General features: G+C 71.3%; 25 protein-coding genes and 1 rRNA gene. 18 read left to right on the top strand and 8 right to left on the bottom strand.

What is annotated here, in order from left to right:
- The 10 genes from rrf to AB0L95_RS16185 all read left to right on the top strand — a co-directional run.
- Positions 1-93: ribosomal RNA gene (rrf, locus tag AB0L95_RS16230) — 5S ribosomal RNA — on the top strand; the annotation flags it as partial.
- Between the two features lie 61 nt (positions 94-154).
- Positions 155-811: an HAD family hydrolase gene (locus AB0L95_RS16225; protein WP_365162256.1), complete on the top strand. Its 657-nt coding sequence runs from the start codon at positions 155-157 to the stop codon at positions 809-811.
- Between the two features lie 93 nt (positions 812-904).
- A complete protein-coding gene (locus AB0L95_RS16220) occupies positions 905-1,639 on the top strand; it encodes a VC0807 family protein (protein ID WP_365162255.1) in 735 nt (244 codons plus the stop codon).
- Between the two features lie 93 nt (positions 1,640-1,732).
- Complete coding sequence (locus AB0L95_RS16215) at positions 1,733-2,950, top strand: MFS transporter (RefSeq protein ID WP_365162253.1); 1,218 nt, start codon at positions 1,733-1,735, stop codon at positions 2,948-2,950.
- The gene (locus AB0L95_RS16210; protein ID WP_365162251.1) at positions 2,901-4,073 is read left to right on the top strand and encodes an acetoin utilization protein AcuC; all 1,173 of its coding nucleotides are present in this window, start codon (positions 2,901-2,903) and stop codon (positions 4,071-4,073) included. Before AB0L95_RS16215 ends, AB0L95_RS16210 begins: the two co-directional genes overlap by 50 nt.
- 115 nt (positions 4,074-4,188) lie before the next feature.
- Positions 4,189-5,004, top strand: a complete 816-nt coding sequence (locus AB0L95_RS16205) for a phosphatase (protein ID WP_365162249.1) — start codon at positions 4,189-4,191, stop codon at positions 5,002-5,004.
- Positions 5,005-5,133: 129 nt separating this feature from the next.
- The gene (locus AB0L95_RS16200; protein ID WP_004984898.1) at positions 5,134-5,346 is read left to right on the top strand and encodes a helix-turn-helix domain-containing protein; all 213 of its coding nucleotides are present in this window, start codon (positions 5,134-5,136) and stop codon (positions 5,344-5,346) included.
- A 143-nt stretch (positions 5,347-5,489) separates the two neighbouring features.
- The gene (locus tag AB0L95_RS16195) at positions 5,490-5,588 is read left to right on the top strand and encodes an AURKAIP1/COX24 domain-containing protein (protein WP_003948845.1); all 99 of its coding nucleotides are present in this window, start codon (positions 5,490-5,492) and stop codon (positions 5,586-5,588) included.
- Between the two features lie 293 nt (positions 5,589-5,881).
- Positions 5,882-6,943 (top strand): NAD-dependent epimerase/dehydratase family protein, encoded by a 1,062-nt coding sequence (locus tag AB0L95_RS16190; RefSeq protein ID WP_365162273.1) that lies wholly within the window; start codon positions 5,882-5,884, stop codon positions 6,941-6,943.
- Positions 6,944-6,957: 14 nt separating this feature from the next.
- Positions 6,958-8,031, top strand: a complete 1,074-nt coding sequence (locus AB0L95_RS16185; RefSeq protein ID WP_365162247.1) for a lysophospholipid acyltransferase family protein — start codon at positions 6,958-6,960, stop codon at positions 8,029-8,031.
- An 88-nt stretch (positions 8,032-8,119) separates the two neighbouring features.
- On the opposite strand, the gene AB0L95_RS16180 is transcribed toward AB0L95_RS16185, so the two are convergent.
- The 3 genes from AB0L95_RS16180 to AB0L95_RS16170 all read right to left on the bottom strand — a co-directional run bounded on the left by AB0L95_RS16180 (position 8,120) and on the right by AB0L95_RS16170 (position 12,045).
- Complete coding sequence (locus AB0L95_RS16180; protein ID WP_365162245.1) at positions 8,120-9,337, bottom strand: DUF5667 domain-containing protein; 1,218 nt, start codon at positions 9,335-9,337, stop codon at positions 8,120-8,122.
- A gap of 415 nt (positions 9,338-9,752) precedes the next feature.
- Positions 9,753-10,523 carry an ECF subfamily RNA polymerase sigma factor, BldN family gene (locus AB0L95_RS16175; protein WP_365162243.1) on the bottom strand — a complete coding sequence of 257 codons (771 nt, stop codon included), beginning with the start codon at positions 10,521-10,523 and terminating at the stop codon, positions 9,753-9,755.
- A 598-nt stretch (positions 10,524-11,121) separates the two neighbouring features.
- Complete coding sequence (locus tag AB0L95_RS16170) at positions 11,122-12,045, bottom strand: HAD-IB family hydrolase (RefSeq protein WP_365162241.1); 924 nt, start codon at positions 12,043-12,045, stop codon at positions 11,122-11,124.
- Between the two features lie 172 nt (positions 12,046-12,217).
- On the opposite strand from AB0L95_RS16170, the gene AB0L95_RS16165 reads away from it, so the two are divergent.
- From AB0L95_RS16165 to AB0L95_RS16145, 5 genes are all read left to right on the top strand, one after another.
- Entirely contained in the window at positions 12,218-12,517 is a 300-nt protein-coding gene (locus AB0L95_RS16165; protein ID WP_365162239.1) for a glutaredoxin family protein, read from the top strand.
- A 307-nt stretch (positions 12,518-12,824) separates the two neighbouring features.
- A complete protein-coding gene (locus AB0L95_RS16160; protein WP_365162237.1) occupies positions 12,825-13,595 on the top strand; it encodes a redox-sensing transcriptional repressor Rex in 771 nt (256 codons plus the stop codon).
- Positions 13,592-15,394: a glutamyl-tRNA reductase gene (locus tag AB0L95_RS16155; RefSeq protein WP_365162236.1), complete on the top strand. Its 1,803-nt coding sequence runs from the start codon at positions 13,592-13,594 to the stop codon at positions 15,392-15,394. Before AB0L95_RS16160 ends, AB0L95_RS16155 begins: the two co-directional genes overlap by 4 nt.
- Complete coding sequence (gene hemC, locus AB0L95_RS16150) at positions 15,391-16,398, top strand: hydroxymethylbilane synthase (RefSeq protein ID WP_365162234.1); 1,008 nt, start codon at positions 15,391-15,393, stop codon at positions 16,396-16,398. Before AB0L95_RS16155 ends, hemC begins: the two co-directional genes overlap by 4 nt.
- The gene (locus AB0L95_RS16145; RefSeq protein WP_365162232.1) at positions 16,395-18,101 is read left to right on the top strand and encodes a uroporphyrinogen-III synthase; all 1,707 of its coding nucleotides are present in this window, start codon (positions 16,395-16,397) and stop codon (positions 18,099-18,101) included. Before hemC ends, AB0L95_RS16145 begins: the two co-directional genes overlap by 4 nt.
- Positions 18,102-18,157: 56 nt before the next feature.
- Here AB0L95_RS16145 and AB0L95_RS16140 read toward each other — a convergent pair whose 3' ends face one another.
- Together AB0L95_RS16140 and AB0L95_RS16135 are read right to left on the bottom strand one after the other, a co-directional pair.
- The gene (locus tag AB0L95_RS16140; protein WP_365162230.1) at positions 18,158-19,027 is read right to left on the bottom strand and encodes an NAD(P)H-binding protein; all 870 of its coding nucleotides are present in this window, start codon (positions 19,025-19,027) and stop codon (positions 18,158-18,160) included.
- Complete coding sequence (locus AB0L95_RS16135) at positions 19,024-19,455, bottom strand: nuclear transport factor 2 family protein (RefSeq protein WP_365162228.1); 432 nt, start codon at positions 19,453-19,455, stop codon at positions 19,024-19,026. Before AB0L95_RS16135 ends, AB0L95_RS16140 begins: the two co-directional genes overlap by 4 nt.
- Before the next feature lie 102 nt (positions 19,456-19,557).
- On the opposite strand from AB0L95_RS16135, the gene AB0L95_RS16130 reads away from it, so the two are divergent.
- Positions 19,558-20,133: a TetR family transcriptional regulator gene (locus AB0L95_RS16130; protein ID WP_365162226.1), complete on the top strand. Its 576-nt coding sequence runs from the start codon at positions 19,558-19,560 to the stop codon at positions 20,131-20,133.
- A gap of 107 nt (positions 20,134-20,240) precedes the next feature.
- Positions 20,241-21,233 carry a porphobilinogen synthase gene (gene hemB / locus AB0L95_RS16125; RefSeq protein ID WP_365162224.1) on the top strand — a complete coding sequence of 331 codons (993 nt, stop codon included), beginning with the start codon at positions 20,241-20,243 and terminating at the stop codon, positions 21,231-21,233.
- On the opposite strand, the gene AB0L95_RS16120 is transcribed toward hemB, so the two are convergent.
- Both AB0L95_RS16120 and AB0L95_RS16115 read right to left on the bottom strand, forming a co-directional pair.
- On the bottom strand, positions 21,193-22,278 hold the full coding sequence (locus AB0L95_RS16120; protein ID WP_365162223.1) for an amidase family protein: 1,086 nt from the start codon (positions 22,276-22,278) through the stop codon (positions 21,193-21,195). The two genes, hemB and AB0L95_RS16120, sit on opposite strands and share 41 nt — an antisense overlap.
- A 157-nt stretch (positions 22,279-22,435) precedes the next feature.
- Entirely contained in the window at positions 22,436-23,002 is a 567-nt protein-coding gene (locus AB0L95_RS16115; RefSeq protein WP_365162221.1) for a DUF4232 domain-containing protein, read from the bottom strand.
- Between the two features lie 325 nt (positions 23,003-23,327).
- Here AB0L95_RS16115 and AB0L95_RS16110 point away from each other — a divergent pair, with 325 nt between their 5' ends.
- Positions 23,328-24,233, top strand: a complete 906-nt coding sequence (locus AB0L95_RS16110) for an SAM-dependent methyltransferase (RefSeq protein WP_365162219.1) — start codon at positions 23,328-23,330, stop codon at positions 24,231-24,233.
- Between the two features lie 102 nt (positions 24,234-24,335).
- Here AB0L95_RS16110 and AB0L95_RS16105 read toward each other — a convergent pair whose 3' ends face one another.
- Positions 24,336-25,268 carry an aminoglycoside phosphotransferase family protein gene (locus tag AB0L95_RS16105; RefSeq protein ID WP_365162217.1) on the bottom strand — a complete coding sequence of 311 codons (933 nt, stop codon included), beginning with the start codon at positions 25,266-25,268 and terminating at the stop codon, positions 24,336-24,338.
- Positions 25,269-25,559 lie beyond the last annotated feature (291 nt).

Genomic DNA, 25,559 nt, shown 5'->3' with positions numbered 1-25,559 from the left:
ACGCCCGGTTACATTTCGAACCCGGAAGCTAAGCCTTACAGCGCCGATGGTACTGCAGGGGGGACCCTGTGGGAGAGTAGGACGCCGCCGAACAAATTTTGAGAAAGCCCTCGTGCCATTCGGCACGGGGGCTTTCTGCGTTTAGGGTCGAGTCATGCGCTATGACCTCGTCATCTTCGACAACGACGGCGTACTCGTCGACAGCGAGCCCATCTCCAACCGGCTCCTGGCCGCCTATCTCACCGAGTTGGGCCACCCGACCACGTACGAGGACTCCATCCGGGACTACATGGGCTCGGCGATGCACCGCATCCACGACCTCGTGCACGAGCGGACGGGACAGCGACTGCCGGACGACTTCGACGACGTCTTCCACGCCCGTGTCTTCGCCGCGTTCACTCGGGAGTTGAAGCCCGTGACCGGAGCCATGGACGTCCTGGAGAAGCTGAGCGCGGACGGGGTCCCGTACTGCGTGGCGTCGTCCGGAAGCCATGAGCGGATCCGGGTGGGGCATCGCACGACCGGGCTCGACCGATGGTTCGACGACGCCCGGATCTTCAGCTCGCAGGACGTGGGGCGCGGGAAGCCGGCCCCCGACCTCTTCCTGTACGCGGCCGAGCGGATGGGTACCGTCCCCGAGCGGTGCGTGGTCGTGGAGGACAGTCCCCTCGGTGTGCAGGCCGCGGTGGCCGCGGGCATGGACGTCCTCGGGTTCACCGCCATGACGCCCGCCGCCCGGCTCATAGGCGCCACGCAACTTTTCGCCCACATGGACGAGTTGCCTGACCTGCTGGTTCGTCCGAGGTCATGACCCCGGCCACCGGACCAGCACTGACAATTGTCATGCAGAGCTCCGGACGATCGTTTCTACTGGCACCCCCTTGCCTTCCGCGAAGCTAAGGGCATGACGACGAACACGGTTCCCCAGTGCCAGAGCAGGAAGAACACCTTCGCGCCGCTGATCATGGACGTGGCGGTACCGGTCGGGTCCTACTACCTCTTCAAGGACGGACTCGGGACGAGCACCCTCATGGCTCTCGGGCTCAGCAGCGTCGTGTCCGCCGTGCGGGTCGCCTGGAGCGTGGTCCGGGAGCGGAGGGTCAACGCCCTCGCGGCTCTCATCCTGTTCGTGAACGTGGTCGGGCTGTTGCTCAGCTTCGTCTCCGGTGACCCGCGGCTGATGCTCGCCAAGGACAGCGGGGCCAGCAGCGCGATCGGGATCGGGATCCTGGTCTCCGTGGCGCTCGGCAAGCCGATGATGACGGCCGGTATGAAGCCCTGGCTCGTGAAGGGCGACGCGGATAAGGAGGCCGCGTGGGAGCGGCTGCGGAGCGGGTCGCCGGCCTTCCGGCGGGCCGAGCGGGTCTTCTCCGTCGTGTGGGGTGTGGTGCTGCTCGGCGAGTGCGTCGTGCGGGTCGTGGGCGCTTACACGCTGCCGGTGGACACGATGGTCTGGCTCGGGAGCGTCATCCTCGTCGCCGCGATGGTCCTGGGCTTCCTCGTCAGCGGTGCCCTCGCCGCCGGTCCCATGGCGGGCATGCTCACCGCCGAAGTGAAGGCCGGCGCCCGGACGTTCGCTCCGGAGGGCAGGGCGGGTGAGACCCGGACGGCGGCCCCCGCGCCGGCCCTCGCCCGGTGAGGCTCAACCCCCGTGGCTGAACGGCAAAGCTGAACAGAAATCAGCTTCGACTGGATCTATCCAGCGGTAACCAGGGGCCCTACGCTCGCCGCCATGACAGATGTGCTGCGGCGCGGTAGGGCCTCTCTGGCGTTCAGCTTCTTCGCCCAGGGTGTCACCTTCGCGCTGCTGGTGACCCGGATCCCGGCCATCCAGGACCGCTACGGCATCTCCGACGCGCTGCTGCCCGCCTTCCTCGCCGCGGTACCGATCCTCGCGGGCGTCGGCAGTGTCACCACCGAACAGCTCGTCAAGCGCGTCCGGCCCAGTCGGCTGTTGCGCGGGTCGCAGCCCGTGGTGCTGCTGGCTCTCCTCGGCGTCGGGTCCGGGGACCGGCTGGCCGAGCTGGCGGTCGCGCTGGGCGCGTTCGGGCTGACGGTGGGGGCCCTCGACTCCTCCATGAACATGCTCGGGGTGAGTCTTCAACGGGCCTACGGGCGCAGCATCATGCTCGGTTTCCATGCCACGTTCAGCCTCGGGGGGATCCTCGGCGCCTCGCTGGCCTGGGCGGGCGCGCACTGGCATCTCGCGCTGTGGGTGTCGTATCTGCCCGTCGTGGCGGTGCTGCTGCCGGCCACCCTGGTGGGGAGCCGCTGGTACGTCGACGGCGAGGGGCCGACCGCACCGGAGAAGCAGGCCGAGACCGGCACCGGCAGTGTCGTCTTCCGGCTGCTGCTGCCGTTGTGTCTGGTGATGACCTTCGCGTACATCGGGGACTCGACCGTCTCCAACTGGAGCGCCAAGTATCTGCAGGACACCCTCGGCAGCTCGGAGCAGTTGGCGACCGTCCCGTACAACGTCTATATGGTCACCACGCTGCTCGGGCGGTCGATCGGGGATTTCGGGGTGCGGCGGTTCGGGGCCGCGGCGGTCGTACGGGCCGGTGCGCTGGTGGCGGCCCTCGGGTTCGCGGTGGTGGCCGGAGCGCCCGGTCCCTGGGTGGGGATGATGGGATTCACTCTGCTGGGCCTGGGGCTGTGTGTGCTCGTGCCCCAGACGTTCGCGGCGGCCGGGCGGCTGTTTCCCGCGGCCTCGGACGCGGCGGTCGCGCGCCTCAACATCTTCAACTATGTGGGATTTCTGATCGGTTCGCCCTTGGTGGGCGCGCTCGGCGACGCCTGGAGCTACCGGGGCGCGATGCTGGTTCCGATGGTGTTGGTCCTGGTGACGCTGGTGTACGCCCGTTCGTTCGCGTCGGCTGGGGACCGATACGGTGGCGGGCATGAGCGGCCGCGCACAGCTGATGTGGGACGAGGCAGTAACGGGCTATGACTTCGGCCCGGACCATCCGATGGATCCGGTCCGGCTGGCGCTGACCAGGAAGCTGGTCGACGCCTTCGGGCTGGAGAAGGACATCGAGGTGGTGGGCGCGAAGCCCGCGGGTGACTCGACGCTCAGGCTGGTGCACCGGGAGGACTACATCGAGGCGGTGAAGGCCGCGTCCGCGGATCCGCGGTCGGCCGACGGGTCGTACGGGCTCGGGACCGTGGACGACCCTGCCTTCGCCGGGATGCACGAGGTGTCCGCCCTGATCGCCGGGCAGTCGGTCGGCGCGGCCGAGGCCGTGTGGCGCGGGGACGTCCTGCACGCCGTGAACTTCGCCGGGGGGCTGCACCATGCGATGCCGGGCGGTGCCTCCGGGTTCTGTATCTACAACGACGCCGCCCTCGCCGTCGCCCGTCTGCTGGAGCTGGGTGCCGAGCGGGTCGCGTACGTGGATGTGGACGTGCACCACGGGGACGGGGTGCAGGCCGCGTTCTGGGAGGACCCCCGGGTTCTCACCGTCTCGCTGCACGAGCATCCGCGGACTCTCTTCCCGCAGACGGGGTGGCCCCAGGAGACGGGTGCCGAAGGCGCCGAGGGCAGCGCGGTCAATGTGGCGCTGCCGGCCGGGACGGGGGACACGGGGTGGGTGCGAGCCTTCCATTCGGTCGTTCCGGAGCTGATCGCCGGCTTCCGGCCGCAGGTGCTGGTCACCCAGCACGGCGCGGACACCCATTTCGAGGACCCGCTCGCGCACCTGGCGGTGTCGCTGGACGCCCAGCGAGCGGTGCAGCTGGCGTGCCACGACCTGGCGCACGAGTACGCGGAGGGGCGCTGGGTCGCGCTGGGCGGGGGCGGGTACGCGGTCGTGGAGGTCGTACCGCGTTCATGGACGCATCTGGTTGCCATCGCGGCGGGGCGGCCGATCGAGCCGGAGACCGTGATCCCGGAGAGCTGGCGCAACGAAGTCTTCGCCCGGACCCGGCAGTTGGCGCCGATGCGGATGACGGATGGGCGGTGGCCGGTGGGGTACGCGGACTGGGACGCGGGGTACGACCCGGCGGACCGGCTGGACCAGGCGGTGCTCGCGACGCGGAAGGCGGTGTATCCGCTGCGGGGCCTGCTGCCGTAGCGGGCCGCGGCGAACGTGCGGCTTCCCGCGGGCAGGGTTGCACGATTAGGCCGACTGTGGGGTGTTTCCCGCATTCCGGTCATGCGGGGCGTGCGGTTGGGCCAGCATCGCTGGAGTGTTGAGCACCGGAGCGCTGCGTGCGCATCTGCTGGCCGCCGGGCTGGCCGGACCCGTGGCCACGGCGCGGGAGGACAGCCTGCGCAGCTATCGGCTTTTCGCCGCTCGTGACCCCCGTGTACTGATCGGACTCGATCCCGAATGGACATGGGGGGCCAGAGACCTGATCGAATTGATGGCGGACAAGTGCGGGGTTTCGGCCGATCCTCGTCATACCTCCGGCCATGATGTGATTGACCCGGAGCGCACCCTGGAGGCTCTGGAGGCCTTCGCCGAGCGGGTCGGTGACGCCGCGCGGCGCGGGGAGACGGTTCTGCTGGGCACCGGTCATCCGCACCGACTGGTGGGCTTCTACGCCGCTCTCGCCCATGCCCTGTCGGCGGCGGGATGTGCTGTCCTCACACCGGCGCAGGGTCGCTGTGTCGACATATTGACCCGGTTCGGTCTACGTACGTACAACCTTGATTACGTACAGGGCGTCGCTCTCGTACGGAGACCGGATCGCGGACGGGCGGGTTGTGAGCCCGGCGCACACACGCACTCGCCGCTGCCGGTTCGTACCGCGCTGGCTGCCGCGGCGGACGCCGGCGGACCGCTGCCGGACCTGGTGATCGGCGATCACGGCTGGGTCTGCGGGGCAGGTCAGCTGGGGTTCGAGGCGATCGGGCTGGCCGACACGGACGATCCGGCGCTCTTCGTCGGGGAGGCGGAGGGGCGGGTGTCCGTCGTCGTTCCACTTGATGACGCTGTGCGGTCTGATTACTACCGGCCGCTTACTCGCTATGTACTCAATCGAGCGTGTCTGTCACAGTAGGCCGCGGATGGCATCCCCTCTTCCCCACTTGCATCACCCGCACCTAGTCTGGGGAGTGAGCACGCAACGACGAAGAGTCACCGGAAGGGGAAGCCGGTGGCCGTCGAGTGCGGAAGGTTCAGGTGTGTCATGGCTGCAGCTGGCGAGAGGCCTCTGAACGAGGTTCAGTTCCTGACCGTGGCGGAAGTCGCCTCGGTGATGCGCGTGTCGAAGATGACCGTGTACCGGCTGGTGCACAGCGGTCATCTGCCGGCGATCCGGGTGGGGAGGTCCTTCCGGGTGCCGGAGCAAGCGGTTCACGAGTACCTCCGCGAGAGCTATGTGGGGGTGGAGACGGCCTGACGGCGGCCCGGCGGGGTCCGGTTGGGGCCTGCCGGGTCACCTCGATTACGACCTCAGCGCTCGGGCGGGTAGGCTAGCCCCTCGTAGGTCGTGTGGGCCCATGGCGCCCAGCACCGAGTGATGAGAAGTGAGCGAGGGTAGTCGTGGGCTCTGTTATCAAGAAGCGGCGCAAGCGGATGGCGAAGAAGAAGCACCGCAAGCTGCTCAAGCGCACTCGCGTTCAGCGTCGCAACAAGAAGTAAGGCGCGGCCCCGCGAGGGTCTCCCTTACCGCTGTGCGTGCATGCGCGTGGCCCCCCACCCGTGGTGGGGGGCCTTTGCCTTTTTCGGGCCGCTTGTCGGGGAAGTCGCTGTGCGAAGACCCGGGGGCCGAATGGCTGGGTCTGGTCGTACGTACGGGGGTGTCGTCACTTCGTGCATCAGGCGGTCATCACAGCGCAACGTCGACCCGCTAAGTTGGCCGTACACGGGGAACGCGGCAGGCTGAGGGCAGAGCTACGTCCATGACTGGACGGGACGGAAGAAAGGCGCTGATCTTGGGCAAGGTCGTGCTCGTGACCGGGGTGGCCCGCCGGCTCGGCGGCCGGTTCGTACGGCGGATCCAGCGTGACCCGGAGGTGGAACGGGTGGTCGCGGTGGACGCGGTCCCGCCCGAGCACCATCTGGGCGGCGCCGACTTCGTCCGGGCCGACATCCGCCAGCCCACCATCGCCCGCGTGCTCGCCGAGCACGCCGTCGACACGGTCGTCCACATGGATGTGACCGGCACCCCGCTGGGCAGCGGCAGCCGGGCCACGGTCAAGGAGACGAATGTCATCGGCACCATGCAGTTGCTCGGTGCCTGCCAGAAGTCTCCGTCGGTCAAACGGCTCGTGGTGAAGTCCAGTACCAACGTCTACGGCTCGGCGTCCCGCGACCCGGCCGTCTTCACCGAGACGACCCCGCCCAAGTCCCTGCCCAGCGGAGGCTTCGCCAAGGACACCGTCGAGGTCGAGGGGTATGTACGGGGCTTCGCGCGGCGCCGTCCGGATGTGGCGGTCTGTGTGCTGCGCTTCGCCAACATCCTCGGCCCGAACGCCGATACGCCCCTCGCCTCGTACTTCTCGCTGCCGGTGCTGCCCACTGTCCTCGGCTATGACCCGCGGCTTCAGTTCGTGCACGAGGACGATGTGGTCGAGGTGCTGCGGATCGGCTCGCACGAGCCGCAGCGCGGCACGCTCAACAGCGGCACCTTCAATGTGGCCGGAGATGGTGTGCTGCTGCTGTCGCAGTGCGCGCGGCGGCTGGGCCGGCCCACGGTGCCCCTGCTGCTGCCCGCGGTCACCTGGGTGGGCTCGGCGATGCGCACCCTGGGCATGACGGACTTCTCGCCCGAGCAGATCCGGCTGCTGACCCATGGCCGGGTGGTGTCGACGGACCAGTTGCGCGAGACACTCGGGTACGAGCCGAAGTACACGACCGCCGAGACGTTCGCGGACTTCGCGCGCAGCCGCGGGCCCGGACTGCTGCCGCCGGAGGCCCTCGCGGGGGCCGTGGACCGGATCGCCGCACTGCCCGCCCTGGGCGGTGGCCACCCCCCGACGCAGAGCGCCAACTGAGGAGCGCATCAACGATGGCGGACGCCAAGGTCATTCCGTTCGACGACGACCGGTCCCGCGGGGCTGCCGCGCAGCGGCCGCAGCGGCGCCGGAGCGCGGGGAGCCGGCGCAAGGGCGAGCCTGCGGCGGTCCGGGAGGTGCAGCCGCTGCCCGGCAGCGAGACGCCTCAGGATCCTCAGGATTCCCAGGGCCCCCAGGACGAGTCCCCTGTGACACGTGAGGAAGAGCCCCCGGTCCGGCCCCGGGACGGGGGCGTGGAGCGGCGTGTCGCCGGGGGCCTGGCCTTTCTGCGGCGCCGGCTGACAGGCGAGTACGAGGTCGACGACTTCGGCTATGACGAGCAGCTCACGGACCAGGTCCTGATGTCGCTGCTGCGGCCGGTGTACGAGAAGTACTTCCGGGTCGAGGTCAAGGGCATCGAGAACATCCCGTCGAAGGGCGGGGCGCTGATCGTCGCCAACCACTCCGGCACACTGCCGCTGGACGGCCTGATGATGCAGGTCGCCGTGCACGACAAGCACCCGGCGAGCCGGCATCTGCGGCTCCTCGCGGCCGACTTGGTCTTTGTGCTCCCGGTCGTCAACGAACTGGCCCGCAAGCTCGGTCACACCCTGGCCTGCGCCGAGGACGCCGAACGGCTGCTGGAGCAGGGCGAGCTGGTCGGGGTGATGCCGGAGGGGTTCAAGGGCATCGGCAAGCCCTTCAGCGACCGCTACAAGTTGCAGCGCTTCGGCCGGGGCGGGTTCGTGTCCACCGCGCTGCGTCAGGGGGCGCCGATCATTCCGTGCTCGATCGTCGGGGCCGAGGAGATCTACCCGATGATCGGCAACGCGAAGACCCTCGCCCGGCTGCTGGGCTTCCCGTACTTCCCGATCACCCCGACGTTCCCGTGGCTGGGGCCGCTGGGCGCGGTCCCGCTGCCGACGAAATGGACGATCCAGTTCGGCGAGCCGATCCGGACCGACGGCTATCCGCCGGAGGCCGCCGAGGATCCGATGCTGATGTTCAACCTGACGGACCAGGTCAGGGAGCAGATCCAGCACACGCTGTACAAGCTGCTGGTGCAGCGCAGGTCGGTCTTCTTCTGACGCGTCCCGCCCCGGTGTCCGCTACGACGACGGGGGCGCTCCTCTCGCAGGGGGCGCCCCCGTCGTCGTAGTACGGGCCCGGTGTGCCCTATTTGTTCTCCTCGCTCTCGATGCCGAGGCCCGGCAACAGGCCCGGGAGCAGCGGGGGCAGGGTCACGTTCGGTTCCGTGGACGGGCTCTTGCTCGACGACGGTGAGCTGCTGGCCGAGTTCTTCGGCGGGTCCAGCAGGCCGCCCGTGCTGCCGCCGAGCAGACCGTCATCGCCGCTCTGGGACGCGGACGGCTCGGGTGTGCCGCTGCCGGTGTGGGTGCCGTCGGCGGAGCGGCCAGGGGCGCTGGGGGCCGCGCCGCTCGTGCCGGCGGGGCCGGTGGGGGTCGGACCGGAGCCCCGGTGCGTGCCGGTGCTGCCCTTGGACGGGGCCTGTGGCAACAGTGACCGCAGCGGGGCGACCTCCTGGTCTATGGCGTCGAAGACCGACGAGACCTGTCGGCTGACGTCACCGAGCTGGACCGGCAGCCGGTCGCGCAGGCTGCCCCAGGCCGTGCGGTGGGACTGGGAGAAGGCGGAGAGGGCCTGGATGGGGGCGAGGGAGCCGTCCCGCTCGTAGGCCTCGTGCAGCAGGCGGTGTCCTTCGGACGCGTCGCGCTGGACGCCGGACAGGGTGCGCCGGATCTCGCCGATGGACTCGTGGTCGAGATGGCCGACGCGGTCGCGTTCCATCAGCCGGCGGGCCTCGTTCAGCCGGGCGGAGGCTTGGTCCAGGTAGAGCTGCCCGCGTTCGTCGTCCCCGTCGGCCATGCCGAGTCTGACGTCCTCGATGCCACGTTTGAGGCCGTAGAGGGAGTCACCGGGCAGTGCGTCGGAACTCGCGGCGGCCACTCCTCCGAAGGAGGCCGCCGCCACACCGACGCTGAGCCCGCCCGCGGCAAGGCCCTTGGTGAGCCGGGTACGCGGGCGCAACTTCCCCAGGGGACGGGCCCGGTGAGCACCCCGGGCCCGGTGGCCGCGCTGCCCGGGTACGGAAGGATCCGTGGCCTCGCCTTCCGCACCCTCCTGCAGCATGGCCTCCATCGCGGCCACCAGCCGCGCGCGCTGGACGACCTTGACCTCGGGATCCAGCACGGGCCTGGGCAGCTCGCCCAGGTCGGTCGCGAGGGCCAACAGGCGGGCGCACTCGGTCCGTTCCGCGGCAGCCGGGGCCGATCCGTCGGGCTGTCCGGCCGCCGTGCCCCGGTCGTCGGACTGCTCCTCCAGGGCCTGGGCGAAGGCGTTCGCCCGCCGGTGCGCCGATACGTTCGCGATCACTGGCGGCACCTCCTCTCGTCATCACGGTCGACTCCCCAGGGGGTCCTGAGGGTTGCACGCCCTGGCCGCATACACACGATCGTGTGATCGGAGGCGGCCAGGGGTGACCACAGGGAGCCTGTATCCCGCACAACGAGCGGCTCGGCACTTGGGTTACGGACGACGGATGATCGGACCACGAACTCAACGCGCGTACACGGAAGGTGAGTTGTATGTGGCGCTGCGTGCACGGCGGGTGCGGTGGGCGGCGCGGTCGCGAGGCGGCCCGGTGTGCGGGCGGCGGCTCGACGGAGCGGCGGCGAGGTGGGGGACGGCTCGGTGGGGGACGTGCCGGACGGTGGGGGGAGGGTGTCGGACGGTGGGGGAGGGGCGGGGGCGGCCGGACCGGTTCGGAGGGGATGTGGTCCGCAGGGGCTCAGCGGGCGTCTTCGGGCAGGAGCCGGGCGAGGGTGCGCACGGCCCGGTACTGGAGGGTCTTGATCGCGCCCTCGTTCTTGCCCATCACCCGGGCGGTCTCGGCGACGGAGAGACCCTGGAGGAAGCGGAGTGTCACGCACTCCTGCTGCTGGGGGTTGAGCCGTCGTACGGCATCGAGGAGGGCGGCGTTGGAGAGGGATTCGAGGACGGAGTCCTCGGGCGAGCGCTCGACCTCGTTGGCGTCGAGCATCTCGCCGGTGGTGACCTCGAGCCGGAAGCGGCTGGACTTGAAGTGGTCGGCGACGAGGTTGCGGGCGATGGTGACGAGCCAGGCGCCGAAGTCGCGTCCCTGCCAGGTGAAGGTGCCGATCCGTCGCAGGGCGCGCAGAAAGGTCTCACTGGTGAGGTCCTCGGCGGTCGCCTTGCCCCCCACCCGGTAGTAGATGTAGCGGTACACGGTGTCGCTGTACTGGTCGTACAGCCGCCCGAAGGCCTCGGCCTCGCCGGCCTGGGCGCGCTCCACGAGATCCATCATGCGGGCGCTGTCACTGTCCGCAGCGGGGCGGCGTGCGGTGGGCGCGGAACCGGAACGGCCCCGTCTGCCGCCGACCGCGGCGCTGCCGTCGGCCAGTGCGTAGCACGGGCCGACGGGCGCGGCGGCGAAGGCGGGGACGGCGTACGCGGTGGGGACGAAGCCGCGCAACAGGTCGTGGACCGTCGCGCGCAGCGTAGCCAGGCCCGAGGCGTCAACCCCGACGTGTGGGTACACGGGACTCCCAGAGGCAGAGCTTCCATCACGTGCAGTACGGGACCGTTCACCCGTCGTAGCGACGGAGGGGTACCGGTTTGCGTCTGAGGAGAATAACGCTTAGTACAGGCGGCGCTACACCCAGTTGCTCAAATCATCGATTACGTCGCTTCTGTAACCGATTGACGCCCATTCAAGTACCGCACAATGATCGATTGTTGATCGAATCGGTTCGTCTTCCGTCTGGCTGCGGGGCGTGTTGTGGCCGGGTGCGCACGAGGGGAGTGGTGGGGAGGGGTGCGGGGTAGAACACGGCGAATGCGGGTGTCTTCCGTGGTCCGATCGGTCTGAGCGCGCCTTGGGCGCGGTTCGCGCGCGGTCCGTCCGCCGTTCCCTGGGGTTCCCTGGGGTTCTTTCGTGGCCCGCTCGTGGTCCGCCGGTGATGTCCCCATGGTCGGCCCGTGGTTCGTCCGTGGCCCGCCCATGGTCCGGTCATGGTCCGGCCGAGGGCGGACGGCTGTTGGTCACGGAGCGTGATGGGTGCGCGGACGCTCCGCCCGGCGCTCGGTTCGGCGTCCCGGCGGTGAAGAGGTCCGGTGGCGGCGGCCTGTCCGGTGCTTCAGCGGCGGCGGCGGTGCAGGGCGATGGCCGCTGCCGTGCCGCCCGCCACCGCGCCCACGCCGGCCGCTGCCGGGAGGCCGACCTTGGCGGCCTTGCGGGCCGTGCGGTAGTCGCGCAGGCGCCAGTCCTGGGCGCGTGCGTGCTTGCGGAGCTTGGTGTCCGGGTTGATCGCGTAGGGGTGACCCACCAGCGACAGCATCGGGATGTCGTTGTGGGAGTCGCTGTACGCGGCGCAGCGGGACAGGTCCAGGCCCTCCGCCGTCGCCAGCGCGCGCACCGCCTCCGCCTTCGCCGGGCCGTGCAGGGGCTCGCCCACCAGGCGGCCGGTGTACACGCCGTCGACGGACTCCGCCACCGTGCCGAGGGCTCCGGTCAGGCCCAGCCTGCGGGCGATCACCGTGGCGATCTCCACCGGTGCCGCTGTGACCAGCCACACCTTCTGGCCCGCGTCCAGGTGCGCCTGCGCCAGCGCGCGCGTGCCGGGCCAGATTCGCTCGGCCATGTACTCGTCGTAGATCTCCTCGCCGATCGACATCAGCTCGGAGACGCGGTGGCCCTTCACGATCGACAGCGCCGAGTCGCGGGCGTCCTGCATGTGCTCGGGGTCCTCCACCCCGGCCAGCCGGAACCACGCCTGCTGCCACGCGAACTTCGCCAGGTCGCGCGTCTCGAAGAACTTCCGCTTGTACAGGCCCCGTCCGAAGTGGAACAGCGCGGCGCCCTGCATCACGGTGTTGTCCAGATCGAAGAACGCCGCGGCCTTCTCGTCGCCGAGGACCGGGAACTCCGGTTCCTCGCAGACGTCCTGGACGACGGCGTCCTGCGAGGTCTTGCGCGCTGCCTCCGCCGAGGCCTCGCCTGCCAACACGCTCCGCGCCGTGGCGGAGCGCCTACGGGGAGTGAGCCATCCGAGAGCGGCCATGACGCGAGCATAGCCAGTTTGTTCGGTGGTTCCGGAGTCGTGAGGTTGGAAGGCTGTGAACTCTCCGCGACCGTGTCGTTAAAGAAGTGATCCGATCGGCGTGGCGGCGTGGCCGTGACCGGCGGTCGGGCGTTAGGGGCGTGGGCTCGCGCCCGGGTCTTCCGGAGTGAAAATGGCCGACATGAGTCCCATCTTTCGGAGCAACAGCACCAAGCGCCGCGATCCTCAGGACCGCCTCGTCACCCTCGTCCGCAAGCCCGGCTGTCATCTGTGCGACGACGCGCAGGTGGTCGTCGAGAAGGTCTGCGGCGAACTGGGGGTCCCCTGGGAGCAGAAGGACATCACCGAGGACGAGGAGCTGCACCGCCGGTACTGGGAGCAGATCCCGGTCGTGCTGGTGGACGGCGCCCAGCACACGTTCTGGCGCGTGAACGAGGAGCGCCTGCGCAAGGCGCTCACCGCGACCGGCTGAGCGACGCGACAGAAACTGACTGATCAGTCCAAGTGGGCCGGAGCGTCGCTTAGGATCGTCGGCGATTGGTCTCGGGGGCGTGGATTGTCGAGGAGAGTGGGCGGCTTTGCCCCCAGGAGAAAAGGAACGGCTGGGTCCGAGCGCCGGTTCCCCAGCGGCGCGCCCGGGGCGCGTGACCCCGGTCACGTTGGGCGGGCAAATCGGACACCATCTTTGTGCACGCGTTCACAAAGACATAGCCTGCATTCGACGGGGCGGTCTGGGGACGTGTGACCGCCTGCAGCCCCGCGCTACCCGCAGGAGCACCGTGGCAACTGGCCGAACTCACCGACCGGCGACCCGCAGCCGAGGGATTCCCGAGGCCACCGTCGCCCGGCTTCCGCTGTACCTCCGAGCTCTGACCGCGCTGTCGGAGCGCTCGGTGCCCACGGTCTCCTCCGAGGAGCTGGCCGCCGCCGCGGGCGTCAACTCCGCGAAGCTGCGCAAGGACTTCTCCTACCTCGGCTCCTACGGCACCCGGGGCGTGGGCTACGACGTCGAGTATCTCGTGTACCAGATCTCCCGTGAGCTGGGCCTGACCCAGGACTGGCCGGTTGTGATCGTCGGTATCGGTAACCTCGGTGCGGCGCTGGCCAACTACGGCGGGTTCGCGTCCCGTGGCTTCCGGGTCGCCGCGCTCATCGACGCCGACCCGGCGATGGCCGGAAAGCCCGTCGCGGGCATCCCGGTCCAGCACACCGACGACCTGGAGAAGATCATCCAGGACAACGGGGTCTCCATCGGCGTCATCGCCACCCCCGCGGGCGCCGCCCAGCAGGTCTGCGACCGGCTCGTGGCCGCGGGCGTGACCTCCATCCTGAACTTCGCGCCGACCGTGCTGACCGTCCCGGACGGCGTGGACGTGCGCAAGGTCGACCTGTCCATCGAGCTCCAGATCCTCGCCTTCCACGAGCAGCGCAAGGCCGGCGAGGAAGCCATGGAGGCCATGACCGACGGCCTGCCGGCCGCCGCCGCCGCGACCAAGGGTTCCGCCGACCAGGGGCCTGACGGGGACGTCCCCGCCGTGATGCCGGCATGAGTCTTCTCGTCGTCGGACTGAGCCACCGCAGCGCTCCGGTGAGCATCCTGGAGCGGGCCGCGCTGACCGCGGACACCCAGAGCAAGCTGCTCCAGGACACGGTCGCCGCCGAGCCGGCCGCCGAAGCCGCGGTGCTCGCCACCTGCAACCGCATCGAGCTGTACGCCGACGTGGACAAGTTCCACGCGGGCGTCGCCGAGCTGTCCACCCTCCTCGCCCAGCACAGCGGGGTCGGCCTGGACGAGCTGACCCCCCACCTCTACGTGCACTACGAGGACCGGGCCGTCCACCATCTGTTCTCGGTGGCCTGCGGGCTGGACTCGATGGTCGTGGGCGAGGGTCAGATCCTCGGCCAGATCAAGGACTCCCTGGCCACCTCGCAGGAGCTGCACACGGCCGGACGGCTGCTGAACGACCTGTTCCAGCAGTCGCTGCGGGTCGGCAAGCGCGCCCACTCCGAGACGGGCATCGACCGTGCCGGGCAGTCGCTGGTGACCTTCGGCCTGGAGCAGCTGGCGGCCGGTGTGCCGGTCGGTGCCTGGGCCGCGGGCAAGCGGGCCCTGGTGATCGGCGCCGGTTCCATGTCCTCGCTGGCCGCCGCGACCCTCGCGCGCGCCGGGGTCGCCGAGATCGTGATCGCCAACCGCACCCTGGAGCGCGCCGAGCGGCTCGCGCGGATCCTGACCGAGGCGGACGACACGGACGTGGCGGCCCGTGCGGTACCGATGGAGTCGGTCCCGGACGAGCTGACACGTGCCGATGTCGCGGTCTCGTGCACCGGCGCGACCGGCCTGGTACTGACCGCCGAGGCGGTCGCCAAGGCCCTGGAGGGACGCGTGGAGGGGCCCCTGGCCCCCTCGCTCCCGAGCCCCGCGGGTGCCGGGCCCCGCCGCAGGGCCGACGCCGATGCCCCGCGTACGAGTGCTCCGGCCGTCGTACGCGACGGCCTCGCACCCCTCGGCCCCGACAGCGACGACGACTGCCCGCTGGACCTGTCGGCCGTGCAGGCCACGGCCGGGTTCTCGGTGCTGGGCGAGGCGGCCGTGGCCGGGATGGGCGCCGCCGAGCTGGAGCAGCACGCGGCGTGGGTGGACAAGGGCGCCGTGGAGCGCGCCGCCCGGCCCGCCGGCGGTGCGGTACTGGACCCCGGGGCCGAGACCGAGGTCATCACGGCGCTCGCCGCGACCGTGGCCACCGTCGGCCGGATCCCCGAGCGCCGGCGCCCCGAGGCGGTCGTGCCGGCTCCCCGGCCCGAGCCTGTGCTGTCGCTGCTGGACCTGGCGATGCCGCGGGACGTGGACGCCGCCGTGCACCGGCTGCCCGGCGCGCGGCTCGTCGACATCGAGTCCCTCGCCGAGGCTTCCGCGGACGCTCCCATGGCCTCCGACGTCGACCAGGTGCGGGGGATCGTCTCCGACGAGGTCGCCGCGTTCGGCGCGGCCCTGCGTGCCGCGCACATCACCCCGACCGTGGTCGCGCTGCGCTCCATGGCCGCCGACGTGGTCGCGAACGAGATCGCGCGCCTGGAGGGACGGCTGCCGGGGCTGGACGACAAGCACCGCGCGGAGATCACACAGACCGTGCGGCGCGTCGTCGACAAGCTCCTGCACGCGCCGACCGTACGGGTCAAGCAACTGGCCGCCGAGCCCGGCGGTGCCGGGTACGCGGACGCGCTGCGCACCCTGTTCGACCTGGATCCCGAGACGGTCGCCTCCGTCTCCCGGGCCGACGAGAACACCCAGCACACCGAGACCCCCGAGAACCCTGTGAACACCGCCGAGAACCGAGGGCGAGCATGAGTGAGCCACGTGAGCCGAAGGGGCGCGCCCCCCGAGAAGAAGGGGCACTGAGGCTCGGTACCAGGCGCAGCAAGCTGGCCATGGCCCAGTCCGGGCTGGTCGCCGACGCGGTGAGGCGGGTGACCGGACGGCCCGTGGAGCTCGTGGAGATCACGACCTACGGTGATGTCTCGCGCGAGCACCTCGCCCAGATCGGCGGCACGGGTGTGTTCGTGACCGCGCTGCGCGACGCGCTGCTGAGCGGCGAGGTCGACTTCGCGGTGCACTCCCTGAAGGACCTGCCGACCGCGCAGCCCGAGGGCCTGGTGCTGGCCGCCGTGCCCGAGCGCGAGGACCCGCGGGACGTGATCGTGGCGCGGGACGCCCTGAAATTCGCCGACCTGCCCCGCGGCGCCCGTATCGGCACCGGCGCGCCGCGCCGCATGGCGCAGCTGAACGCGTACGCGCGCAGTCACGGCCTGGACATAGAGACGGTCCCGATCCGGGGCAACGTCGACACCCGGATCGGATACGTCCGCAGCGGAGAGCTGGACGCCGTGGTCCTCGCGGCGGCCGGACTGCACCGGATAGGCCGGATCGACGAAGTGACCGACTTCCTGTCGGTCGACACGGTTTTGCCCGCCCCCGGCCAGGGGGCTCTGGCGATCGAGTGCAGGGCGGGGAACACCGCCGAAGACACTGCCCTGATCGCCGCGCTCGCGCAGCTCGACGACCCGTTCACCCGGGCCGCCGTGACCGCCGAGCGGTCCCTGCTCGCCGCCCTGGAGGCCGGTTGCAGTGCTCCTGTGGGCGCACTGGCCGACCTGTTGGCCGACGGGCAGATTGTCAACGAAATGCGCCTGCGCGGTGTCGTCGGTACGGCCGACGGCCAGACGCTGGTGCAGCTGTCCACCACCGGTCCCGTGCCCGAGACGCACGACCAGGCAATGGCGCTCGGTCGCGAACTCGCCGCCGAGATGCTTGCCAAGGGCGCGGCCGGTCTGATGGGGGAGCGAGCACATTGAGCCCCACCACCCTTCCCGCCGGCCTCGACCACGGGCACGTCACCTTCCTCGGTGCCGGACCCGGGGATCCGGGACTTCTCACACTGCGCGCCGTGGAGGCGCTGGCGAACGCGGACGTCCTCGTCGGCGAGCACGAGGTGCTCGACGTGGTGCGCGCACATGCCAGGGCGGGCGTCGCGGTCCTGAACACGGGTCCGGACCCCTTCGCCGGCGCGCAGCCGGGCACGGGCACGCCGCAGCTCGCGGTCGTTGACGGGGAGTCAACAGCCGCAGGTGTCCCTGCGTTGAGGGATGCTGCACATCTTGTCATGGAGGCTGCGCGGGGCGGCAGGCGGGTCGTCCGTGCGGTGACCGGCGACCCCGGTCTCGACGCGTACGCCGCCGAGGAGATGCTGGCGTGCGCCGCCGCGGGCGTTCCGTTCGAGGTCGTGCCCGGTGTCGCGACCGCTGTGGGCGTTCCCGCGTACGCGGGTGTGCCGCTGCGGGACGCGCAGGGTGCGGACGTGCGGTTCGTGGACGCGCGGACCGCCTCGGACCGCTGCTGGACCGAGGTCGGCGCCTCCGACGGCACGGTCGTGGTGTCCACGACGCTGGACTCGGTGGCTGCCGCGGCCGGGGAGCTGGTGGCTGCGGGCCGCAAGCCGGACACGCCGTTGACGGTGACCGTCGGCGGTACGACGACCCGGCAGCGCACGTGGACCGCGACGCTCGGCTCGATCGCGCAGACGCTCAAGCAGGCGAAGGTCCTGCCGTCCCCCGACGGCGGGCGGCCGGTGATAGCCGTGGTCGGTGAGCGTTCCGCCGCCGCCCAGCGCGACCAGCTGTCGTGGTTCGAGAACAAGCCGCTGTTCGGCTGGAGGGTTCTCGTCCCGCGGACGAAGGAGCAGGCGGTGTCGCTCTCCGACCAGCTGCGGTCGTACGGGGCCGTGCCGCACGAGGTGCCGACGATCGCCGTCGAGCCGCCGCGCACGCCCCAGCAGATGGAGCGGGCGGTCAAGGGCCTGGTGACGGGCCGCTACGAGTGGATCGCGTTCACGTCGGTCAACGCGGTGAAGGCGGTCCGGGAGAAATTCGAGGAGTACGGCCTCGACGCGCGGGCCTTCGCGGGCATCAAGGTGGCCGCGGTCGGCGAGCAGACGGCGAAGGCGCTGGTCGCCTTCGGTGTGAAGCCGGACCTGGTGCCGAGCGGGGAGCAGTCCGCGGCCGGGCTGCTGGAGGACTGGCCCCCCTACGACCCGGTGTTCGACCCGATCGACCGGGTGTTCCTGCCGCGTGCGGACATCGCCACGGAGACCCTGGTGGCCGGTCTGATCGAGCTCGGCTGGGAGGTCGACGACGTCACGGCGTACCGGACGGTCCGCGCCTCGCCCCCGCCGGCCGAGACCCGTGAGGCGATCAAGGGCGGCGGCTTCGACGCGGTCCTGTTCACGTCGTCCTCGACGGTCCGGAACCTGGTGGGCATCGCGGGCAAGCCGCACAACGTGACGGTGATCGCCTGCATCGGCCCCGCCACGGCGAAGACCGCGGAGGAGCACGGCCTGCGGGTGGATGTGATGGCCCCGGAGCCGTCGGTCCACAAGCTGGCTGAGGCCCTGGCGGACTTCGGTCTGAAGCGCCGCGCCGCCTCCCTGGAGGCCGGCGACCCGGTCACCCGCCCGAGCGAACGCCGCCCGGGCGCCCGGCGCCGCCGCACCACCACATGAGCACATGAGCACACGGCGGGGCGCCCCTGGCGAAAGGGGCGCCCCGCCGTGCTGTTTCAGGGGCGGGCGGTACGCGCCGTGTGCGCCGTCTCCCGAGCGACGACCTCGTGGAAGGCGCCCGGCGGGCGGCCGGTGAGCCGTTCCACGGTGTCCGTGACCCGGTCCTCCGCTCCTTCGGCGATGGTCCGGTCCATCGTGGCCAGCATCTCGGCGAACTCGGCCGGGATCCCGGCCGCCCTGGTCAGATGGTCGCGGAGCTGTCCGTGCGTCAGCCGGCGATGCGTCACGGGGCGGCCGATGGCCTCGGCGCAGATGCGTGCGATGTCGTCGTAGGCGAGGGCTTCGGGGCCGGTGAGCACGAGGTCGGTGTCGGGGGCCCGGTCGTCGGTGAGGGCGTGGACGGCCACGGCTGCGATGTCCTCGGCGTCGACGAAGCCGACGCGGCCGCTTCCGGTCGCGGTCAGCAGGACGCCGTCCTCGCGGATGCTCGACGCATGGGCGTGTGTGCCGGTGAAGTTCTGCATGAACCAGGAGGGGCGCAGGACCGCCCACTCGTCGAAGAGACCGGGCAGCGCTTCGTGCACCGCTCCCGCCGCCGGGCCTCCGGCGGGCACGGCCGAGGAGCTGAGCAGTACCGCGCGGCGTACCCCGGCGGCCCGGGCCCGTTCCAGGAACGGCAGCATGACCGCCGCCGGGTCCGGGTCGCCCACCGGCGGGACCAGGTAGACGCGGTCGGTCCCGGCGACGGCGTGCCCGTGGGTGGCGGGGTCGTACCAGTCGAAGCGGACCGCCGTCGCGCCCGGCACCGGGATCGCGCTCCGAGAGGCGGCCAGCACCCGGTGTCCGGCGGCGGCCAGGCGGGCGGTGGTACGGCTTCCGGTGGTACCGGTGGCTCCGATGACGAGCGTGGTGCCGGTGGCCGTCATCGGGTGCTCCCGTTGAAGTCGGTCGCCGGGTCCTGTACGGCGAGGGGGTTCCAGTAGTCGCGGTAGGCGGCGATCCGGCCGTCCCGGACGGTCACCACGGCGATGTAGGACATGTCGAAGGGGGCGCCGGTCTGCACCAGACGGCCCACGCCGCGCATCTCCACCACGATGGTCCCGGGGTCGGTGGTCTCGTGGATGCGCAGGTCGGGGAAGTCGTGCGGGTCGATGTGGTCGGGGTAGTGCCGCATATAGGCGGCGACGGCCTCCCGTCCCGCCAGGCGTCGGGGCCACCCTGCGGGGGCGAAGGGGAACTCCATCACGCCGTCCTCGGCCCGCAGGCCGATCCAGTCGCCGATGTTCTTGTCCAGCAGCAGGCGCAGGCCGTGGCGGTAGAGCTCCGCCGGTGCGGTGGGGGTGGCCGCGGGCATGGGTGTCTCCGTCCCGTACGATACGGACCGACGGTCCGTTTCAATGAAAAATACGGACCGCTGGTCCGGATTGCAAGCGAGAAGACGTAGGCGAGGAGCCGTATGACCGAGCGCAAGCCGCGCAGTGACGCCGCCCGCAACCGCGCCTCCCTGCTCGCGGCCGCCGAGGAGCTGTTCTCCCGCAGCGCGCGCCCCGAGGACGTCACCATGGCCGACGTGGCGGCGGCGGCCGGAGTGGGCAAGGGGACTCTGTTCCGCGCCTTCGGGGACCGCACCGGACTGATCCGTGCGCTGTACGCGGCCCGGCTGGAACCGGTCGAGCGGGCGGTGGCCGAGGGTCCTGCGCCGCTCGGGCCCGCGGCGCCGCCGGCCGAGCGGGTACCCGCCGTGCTCGACGCCCTGCTCTGCTTCAAGCTCGACAACCGCCATCTCGCCCTGGCCCTGGAGGCCACCGGCAGCGACAGCCCGTATCGGACGGAGCACTATGACCGGTGGCACGGCCTGCTGCGCTCGGCACTGGAGCGGATCCCCCGCCTGGACGACGGCGGCTTCACCGCGCACGCGTTGCTGGCCGCCGTCCGGGCCGACCTGGTCGAGCATCTGGTGGCTGCGCGGGGCATGGGCCGGGAGGAACTGCGCTCCCGCCTCGCGGACTTCACCGCCCGGGTACTGGGCTGAGGACGGTGGGGCGGTTCCGGGCGGCGTGAGGGGAGGACGGGCGTCTGCGGGCGCGGTCGACAGGGCGTCGGCAAAAGGGGGCACGGGCCGGGCGTAGCGTAGAAGGCATGACGAAGTACGGTTCCTTCCCCGGTACGCGTCCCCGTCGGCTGCGGACGACGCCTGTCATGCGGCGCATGGTCGCCGAGACCCGCCTGCACCCCGCCGACTTCATCCTCCCCGCGTTCGTGCGGGAGGGCGTCAGCGAGCCCGTGCCGATCGGGACCATGCCCGGTGTCGTCCAGCACACCCGGGACAGCCTGAAGAAGGCGGCGGTGGAGGCCGCGGAGGCCGGGATCTCCGGGATCATGCTCTTCGGCGTGCCGGAGGAGTCGAAGAAGGACGCGCTCGGCACCGCCGGGACCGATCCGGACGGCATTCTGCAGGTCGCCCTCCGGGATGTGCGGGCCGAGGTCGGGGACGAGCTGCTCGTCATGTCCGACCTGTGCCTGGACGAGTTCACCGACCACGGGCACTGCGGTGTGCTCGACGCGAAGGGCCGGGTCGACAACGACGCCACCCTGGAGCGCTACGCCGAGATGGCCCAGGTCCAGGCCGACGCGGGCGCCCATGTGGTCGGGCCCAGCGGCATGATGGACGGTCAGATCGGGGTCATCCGGGACGCCCTCGACCAGATCGGCCGGGAGGACGTCGCCGTCCTCGCCTACACCGTCAAGTACTCCTCCGCCTTCTACGGCCCGTTCCGCGAGGCCGTCGGATCCTCGCTGCAGGGCGACCGGAAGACCTACCAGCAGGACCCCGCCAACTGGCGCGAGTCCCTGCGGGAGCTGGCCCTCGACCTGGCGGAGGGCGCCGACATGGTGATGGTCAAGCCGGCCGGGCCCTACCTCGACATCCTGGCGAGGGTCGCGGACGCGGTCGACGTGCCCGTGGCCGCGTACCAGATCTCCGGCGAGTACGCGATGATCGAGGCCGCCGCCGAGAAGGGCTGGGTCGACCGGGACAAGGCCATCCTGGAGACGCTGACCGGCATCAAGCGGGCGGGTGCCCGCAACATCCTCACGTACTGGGCCGTCGAGGCCGCACGCAAGCTGGGCTGAGCGGCACCGCCTCGGCTCGCAGGGCGACCGCCAAGAGGTCGGACTCCCGGCCCGGCAGAGCGATCAGCTGGAGTCCGACCGGCTCGCCCGCCTCGGTACGCCCCGCGGGAATGCTGATCGCGGGGTGCCCCGTGATGTTGAAGGCCCACGTCAGCGCGACGCTCATCGCCGTGCCGGGCCCCTGGTGTCCGTGCGGGGGATGGGGCGTCGTCGGCGTGGCGAGAAGGCCGTACGCGGCGAAGAGGCCGTCCAGCGCGTGCAGCAGGGCGGTTCGGGTCTCTGCCGCGCGCGCTGCCTCCCTGCCCCTGTCCTTGCCGCCGGCCTCGCCGCCGCGCAGCGCGGTCCAGCAGGGTGCCGGGTCGGGCAGGCGCAGCGGGACGTCCCTCGGGGCGACGGCGTTCGCGTCCGCGAGGTCGTCCAGGCGGGCACGAGCGGTGGCGGCGATCCGCCGGGCCGTGTCGGCGAAGCCCAGCGTGGCCGACCAGGCCGTCCGCAGCGGCCGCCGGGGAGGCGCGAGACCGGGCAGGGTCGCCGTACCGGCGAGGGCGTCGAGGTGGGCGGCGGCGTCCTCGGCAGTGCGTGCGAGCGGGCCGGACACGTTCAGACCGGCGCGATCGCGGGCGGGGACGAGGCCGTTCGTGGGCTTCAGACCGATGACCCCGCACCAGGCCGCCGGGATGCGCACCGAACCGGCGCCGTCGCTTCCGGTGGCCAGCGGCACCATCCCGCAGGCCACCGCGGCGGCCGAGCCGGCCGAGGAGCCGCCGGGGCTCCAGCGCGGATCGTACGGGTTGAGCGTGGGGCCGCGGTCGGTGGCGCCCCAGGTCTGCCAGGCGGTACCCCGGCCCGGTGTGGCGGTGGCGCCGACGGGGACACAGCCGGCGGCCAGCAGACGGGCTGTCTGGCGGGCGCCGAGCCCCTCGGTGGCCTTGACGGCGAGCGGGACGCCGGCCAGCGGAAGCCGTTCGCCCGCCCGGACACGACGGTCGACGTCGGCGGCGTGGGCCGCGGCCTGCTCGGGCCACAGCTCGGTGAACGCCCGCACCGCGCCGTCGAGACGGGCGATGTGCTCCAGGGCCGTGCGCGCCGCCTCGCGTGCGGACAGCTCCCCGGCCAGGACCCGTGCGGCGATCTGCCGGGCGGACAGCCGGGCGTACTCCTCGGGTTCCGCCGTCGTCCTCCCCCTCCCACGCGTGTGTGCCTCAGTACATCAGGGCCGCCTCACCGCTGGAGAGCCAGTACGTCACCGTCACGGCGTCGTCGACATGGACGCCTCGCGCCGGGAGCGGCGGATGGGCGGCGGGGCCCGCGGACAGGGTGAGGGTGAGGGCGCGTGCCGTGCGGGCGTGCGCCGCGCTGCCGTCCGCCGACGCCAGGAGCACCCCCGCGTAGGCGGACTCCCCGGGGGAGAGGGTGAGGGCGGTGCGCGGCCTGGTCTCCTCGGCGGGCCGCACGGCAAAGGGCCCCTCGCCGAAGCGGGCCCTCGGGTAGCCGGTGAGGGCGCAGTTCGCGGTGCCCGTGTTGGTCAGCCGCAGAAGCAGATGGTGCGCGGGGCGGCTCGCCTCCGTCGCCGTCGTTCTCGTACGGCCGCCCGAGCAGGGGGCCGCCCCGGGCCCCGCGGTGTGCCGGGGGGAGACGGAGGACGCTGCTGTCGAGGGGCCCTCGTCCCGTACGCCCTCGCCGTTCTTGCAGGCCGTGAGCGCGAGCGCGGCGAGCGCGACCGTGGTGGCGGCGAGCAGACGGGTACGGACGACGGGAGAAGCGGTCATGGGGGCGGGTCCTTCGGCGTGGGGAGCTGGGGGCGGGCCGCCGCTCGACCGGTCGGCGGGAGCGGACGCCTCGATGGTCACAGCTTGAGCGGAAGACCGCCCCGGGCGCCACATCCGCCGCCGTTTTCGGGACGCCGGGATCGGGGGATGGCGGCTGAACTGGGTGAACGCCGTTCCTCGGGAACGGTCTCCGGGACGCGCACGACGGTTCGCGCGTCTCCGCAGGCCGAAGTGGCACTTCCAACTCGCCTCAGGAGTTACGTTGTTGACCACCGGTTGCTCGTTGCATGACCGACTCCTCACGCCGACCTTCAGGGAGAGCTCCATGCCCGGCGATGCCCTCAGCCGCGACCCGGCCGAGCTGAGAAAGCGGATCGACACCACCAAGGCCCATCCGGCGCGTGTCTACGACGTCTTCCTCGGCGGCAAGGACAACTACCCGGTCGACCGGGAGGCCGCCGCCGCCGCGCTCGCCGCCAACCCGCGCGGGTATCTCGACGTGCGGCACAACCGCGACTTCCTGCGCCGCGCGGTGCACCGGCTGGCCCGCGGGGACGGCATCCGGCAGTTCCTCGACATCGGCACCGGCCTGCCGACCGCGGAGAACGTCCACCAGATCGCCCAGCGGATCATCCCCGACGCACGGGTCGTCTACGTCGACAACGACCCCGTGGTCCTCGCCCACGCCCGGGCCCTGCTCACCAGCGGCCCCGAGGGACGTACGGACTACATCGACGCCGACCTGAAGAGTCCCGCGCAGATCCTCGAACAGGCCGCCAAGACCCTCGACCTCACCGAGCCGGTCGCCCTCGTGCTGGTGGCGGTCCTGCACTTCGTCGAGGACGAGGAGGCGTACCCGATCGTGCGCGAGCTGGTGGAGGCGCTGCCCTCCGGCAGCCGGGTCGTGCTCTCCCACCTCACCGAGGACCTCAACCCCGAGAACATCCGCGCCGTCCAGCGCACCTACACCGAGCGCGGCTTCACCTTCGTGCTGCGCTCCCAGGACGAGGTCGCCCGGTTCTTCGCCGAGACCCCGGGCCTGACGCTCGACGAGCCGGGCGTCGTCCCGGTCCACCACTGGCACCAGGACGGCGCGGCACCCGCCCCCGAACAGATGGACCCGGCCCGTCTCGCCGGCCTCGACGACATCGAGAAGGTCCGCTACCACGACATCAACGACGTCACCGACGCCGACATCAACGTGTACGCGGCCACCGGCCGCAAGGCCTAGGGGGTGTCTGACAATTCGCGCGCCCGGCGGGGATTGTCAGACACCCCTGGCCGACGCCCACCGTTCGCCCGGTTCCGGAGGCCGTGCCCGGCCTCCGGGCCGTCAGCCCTTCGTGCCGAACCACAGCTCGGCCAGCGCGTCGAGCCGGGGCTCCGGCGGTACGGGCAGCTCACGCAGGTAGAAGGGCAGATCGCTGTACACGTGCAGCAGCGTGTACGCGAGCAGTTGGTCCGGGTCGTGCGGGGCGCGCCCATAGGCCTCGTAGAAGCGGCGCAGCCGGCGCGGGTCGCCCCGGCTGACGAACAGGCCGACGCTCGCGAAGTCGTAGGCCGGATCGCCGATCATCGCCGGTTCGAAGTCGAACAGGCCGGTCAGACGGCGGCCGCCCCGCATGTCGATGGTCAGATGCTCCAGCATGAACTCGGTGTGGAGCAGCGCGAGTTCGCTGGAGGCGGGCAGCGGAACCGAGTCCAGGAAGCCGGGGATACGGCTGAGCCAGGGCTCGGTCACACCGGTGCCGCGGTGCCTTTCGAGCACGCTCGCGCGCTGACGGCGCAGGAACGAGGACCACTCCGAGGGGCCCACGATGTCCGTCAGCGGCTTCCAGGCCATCGCGTGCAGCGCGGCCAGCACTTCGGCCGACTCGGTCACGATCCGGTCCTGGTCGGCCGCCGTGAGCATCGGCCAGGCCTCGGCGACGCTCCGCCCGGGCAGCCGGGACATCAGCACGAACCGCCAGCCGCTCACATACTCGTCCGTGGCGATCAAACGGGGTGTCGGCAGGGGCAGTTGACCCCACAGATGGCTCAGCACCCGTGCCTCGCGTATCGCCTCGGCCGTCCTGAGGCGCGGATACAGCTTCAGCACCATGTCGCCGCCGAGTGCGTACACCGGCAGGGTCCCGTCGTCGAAGCGCCGCAGCGCGAGCCCTACCAGGCCCATTTGATCGCACAGGTCCAGGGCCGCCGGACGCAGCACCGTCTCGTCCGAGACGATCGCTTCCAGCTCCTCGTACGTGTCCACGGTGGGCAGCATGCGCCGCATGCTAGGCCCCGCCGGGGGTCGTCCGCAGGGCGAAACGGGATTGATGTAGGGGGCAGTGATGTCCCTAAGGTGCGCGAATGAGGTGTTTTCGAGTGGCGGGTTCTCGGCGTTCGCATGTCACCCGCCGAGGCGGCAACAGCAACCGGGGGCATGTGAGCCGACGGCGATCGGTCCCGTCCTCGGCCTCCCGCCGCTGCCCTTCGCCGACTTCGGCGACGCCCTGATGCGCCCGCGTCCGGACGGCAGGGCTTCGGTGTAGTCGGATGGTGTCCGGTGCATGCT

Origin of the sequence: Streptomyces sp. NPDC052036 (genome assembly GCF_040680495.1) — a bacterium.
Classification (GTDB): domain Bacteria; phylum Actinomycetota; class Actinomycetes; order Streptomycetales; family Streptomycetaceae; genus Streptomyces.
This window is presented reverse-complemented; position numbering and strand designations above follow the sequence as displayed.

Excerpts from the sequence above, each read along its gene's own strand:
- AB0L95_RS16225 (WP_365162256.1), top strand. The coding sequence starts at position 155 with ATGCGCTATGACCTCGTCATCTTCGACAACGACGGCGTACTCGTCGAC.
- AB0L95_RS16220 (WP_365162255.1), top strand. The coding sequence starts at position 905 with ATGACGACGAACACGGTTCCCCAGTGCCAGAGCAGGAAGAACACCTTC.
- AB0L95_RS16215 (WP_365162253.1), top strand. The coding sequence starts at position 1,733 with ATGACAGATGTGCTGCGGCGCGGTAGGGCCTCTCTGGCGTTCAGCTTC.
- AB0L95_RS16210 (WP_365162251.1), top strand. The coding sequence starts at position 2,901 with ATGAGCGGCCGCGCACAGCTGATGTGGGACGAGGCAGTAACGGGCTAT.
- AB0L95_RS16200 (WP_004984898.1), top strand. The coding sequence starts at position 5,134 with ATGGCTGCAGCTGGCGAGAGGCCTCTGAACGAGGTTCAGTTCCTGACC.
- AB0L95_RS16185 (WP_365162247.1), top strand. The coding sequence starts at position 6,958 with ATGGCGGACGCCAAGGTCATTCCGTTCGACGACGACCGGTCCCGCGGG.
- AB0L95_RS16170 (WP_365162241.1), bottom strand. The coding sequence starts at position 12,045 with ATGGCCGCTCTCGGATGGCTCACTCCCCGTAGGCGCTCCGCCACGGCG.
- AB0L95_RS16165 (WP_365162239.1), top strand. The coding sequence starts at position 12,218 with ATGGCCGACATGAGTCCCATCTTTCGGAGCAACAGCACCAAGCGCCGC.
- AB0L95_RS16155 (WP_365162236.1), top strand. The coding sequence starts at position 13,592 with ATGAGTCTTCTCGTCGTCGGACTGAGCCACCGCAGCGCTCCGGTGAGC.
- hemC (WP_365162234.1), top strand. The coding sequence starts at position 15,391 with ATGAGTGAGCCACGTGAGCCGAAGGGGCGCGCCCCCCGAGAAGAAGGG.
- AB0L95_RS16140 (WP_365162230.1), bottom strand. The coding sequence starts at position 19,027 with ATGACGGCCACCGGCACCACGCTCGTCATCGGAGCCACCGGTACCACC.
- AB0L95_RS16135 (WP_365162228.1), bottom strand. The coding sequence starts at position 19,455 with ATGCCCGCGGCCACCCCCACCGCACCGGCGGAGCTCTACCGCCACGGC.
- AB0L95_RS16130 (WP_365162226.1), top strand. The coding sequence starts at position 19,558 with ATGACCGAGCGCAAGCCGCGCAGTGACGCCGCCCGCAACCGCGCCTCC.
- hemB (WP_365162224.1), top strand. The coding sequence starts at position 20,241 with ATGACGAAGTACGGTTCCTTCCCCGGTACGCGTCCCCGTCGGCTGCGG.
- AB0L95_RS16115 (WP_365162221.1), bottom strand. The coding sequence starts at position 23,002 with ATGACCGCTTCTCCCGTCGTCCGTACCCGTCTGCTCGCCGCCACCACG.
- AB0L95_RS16110 (WP_365162219.1), top strand. The coding sequence starts at position 23,328 with ATGCCCGGCGATGCCCTCAGCCGCGACCCGGCCGAGCTGAGAAAGCGG.
- AB0L95_RS16105 (WP_365162217.1), bottom strand. The coding sequence starts at position 25,268 with ATGCTGCCCACCGTGGACACGTACGAGGAGCTGGAAGCGATCGTCTCG.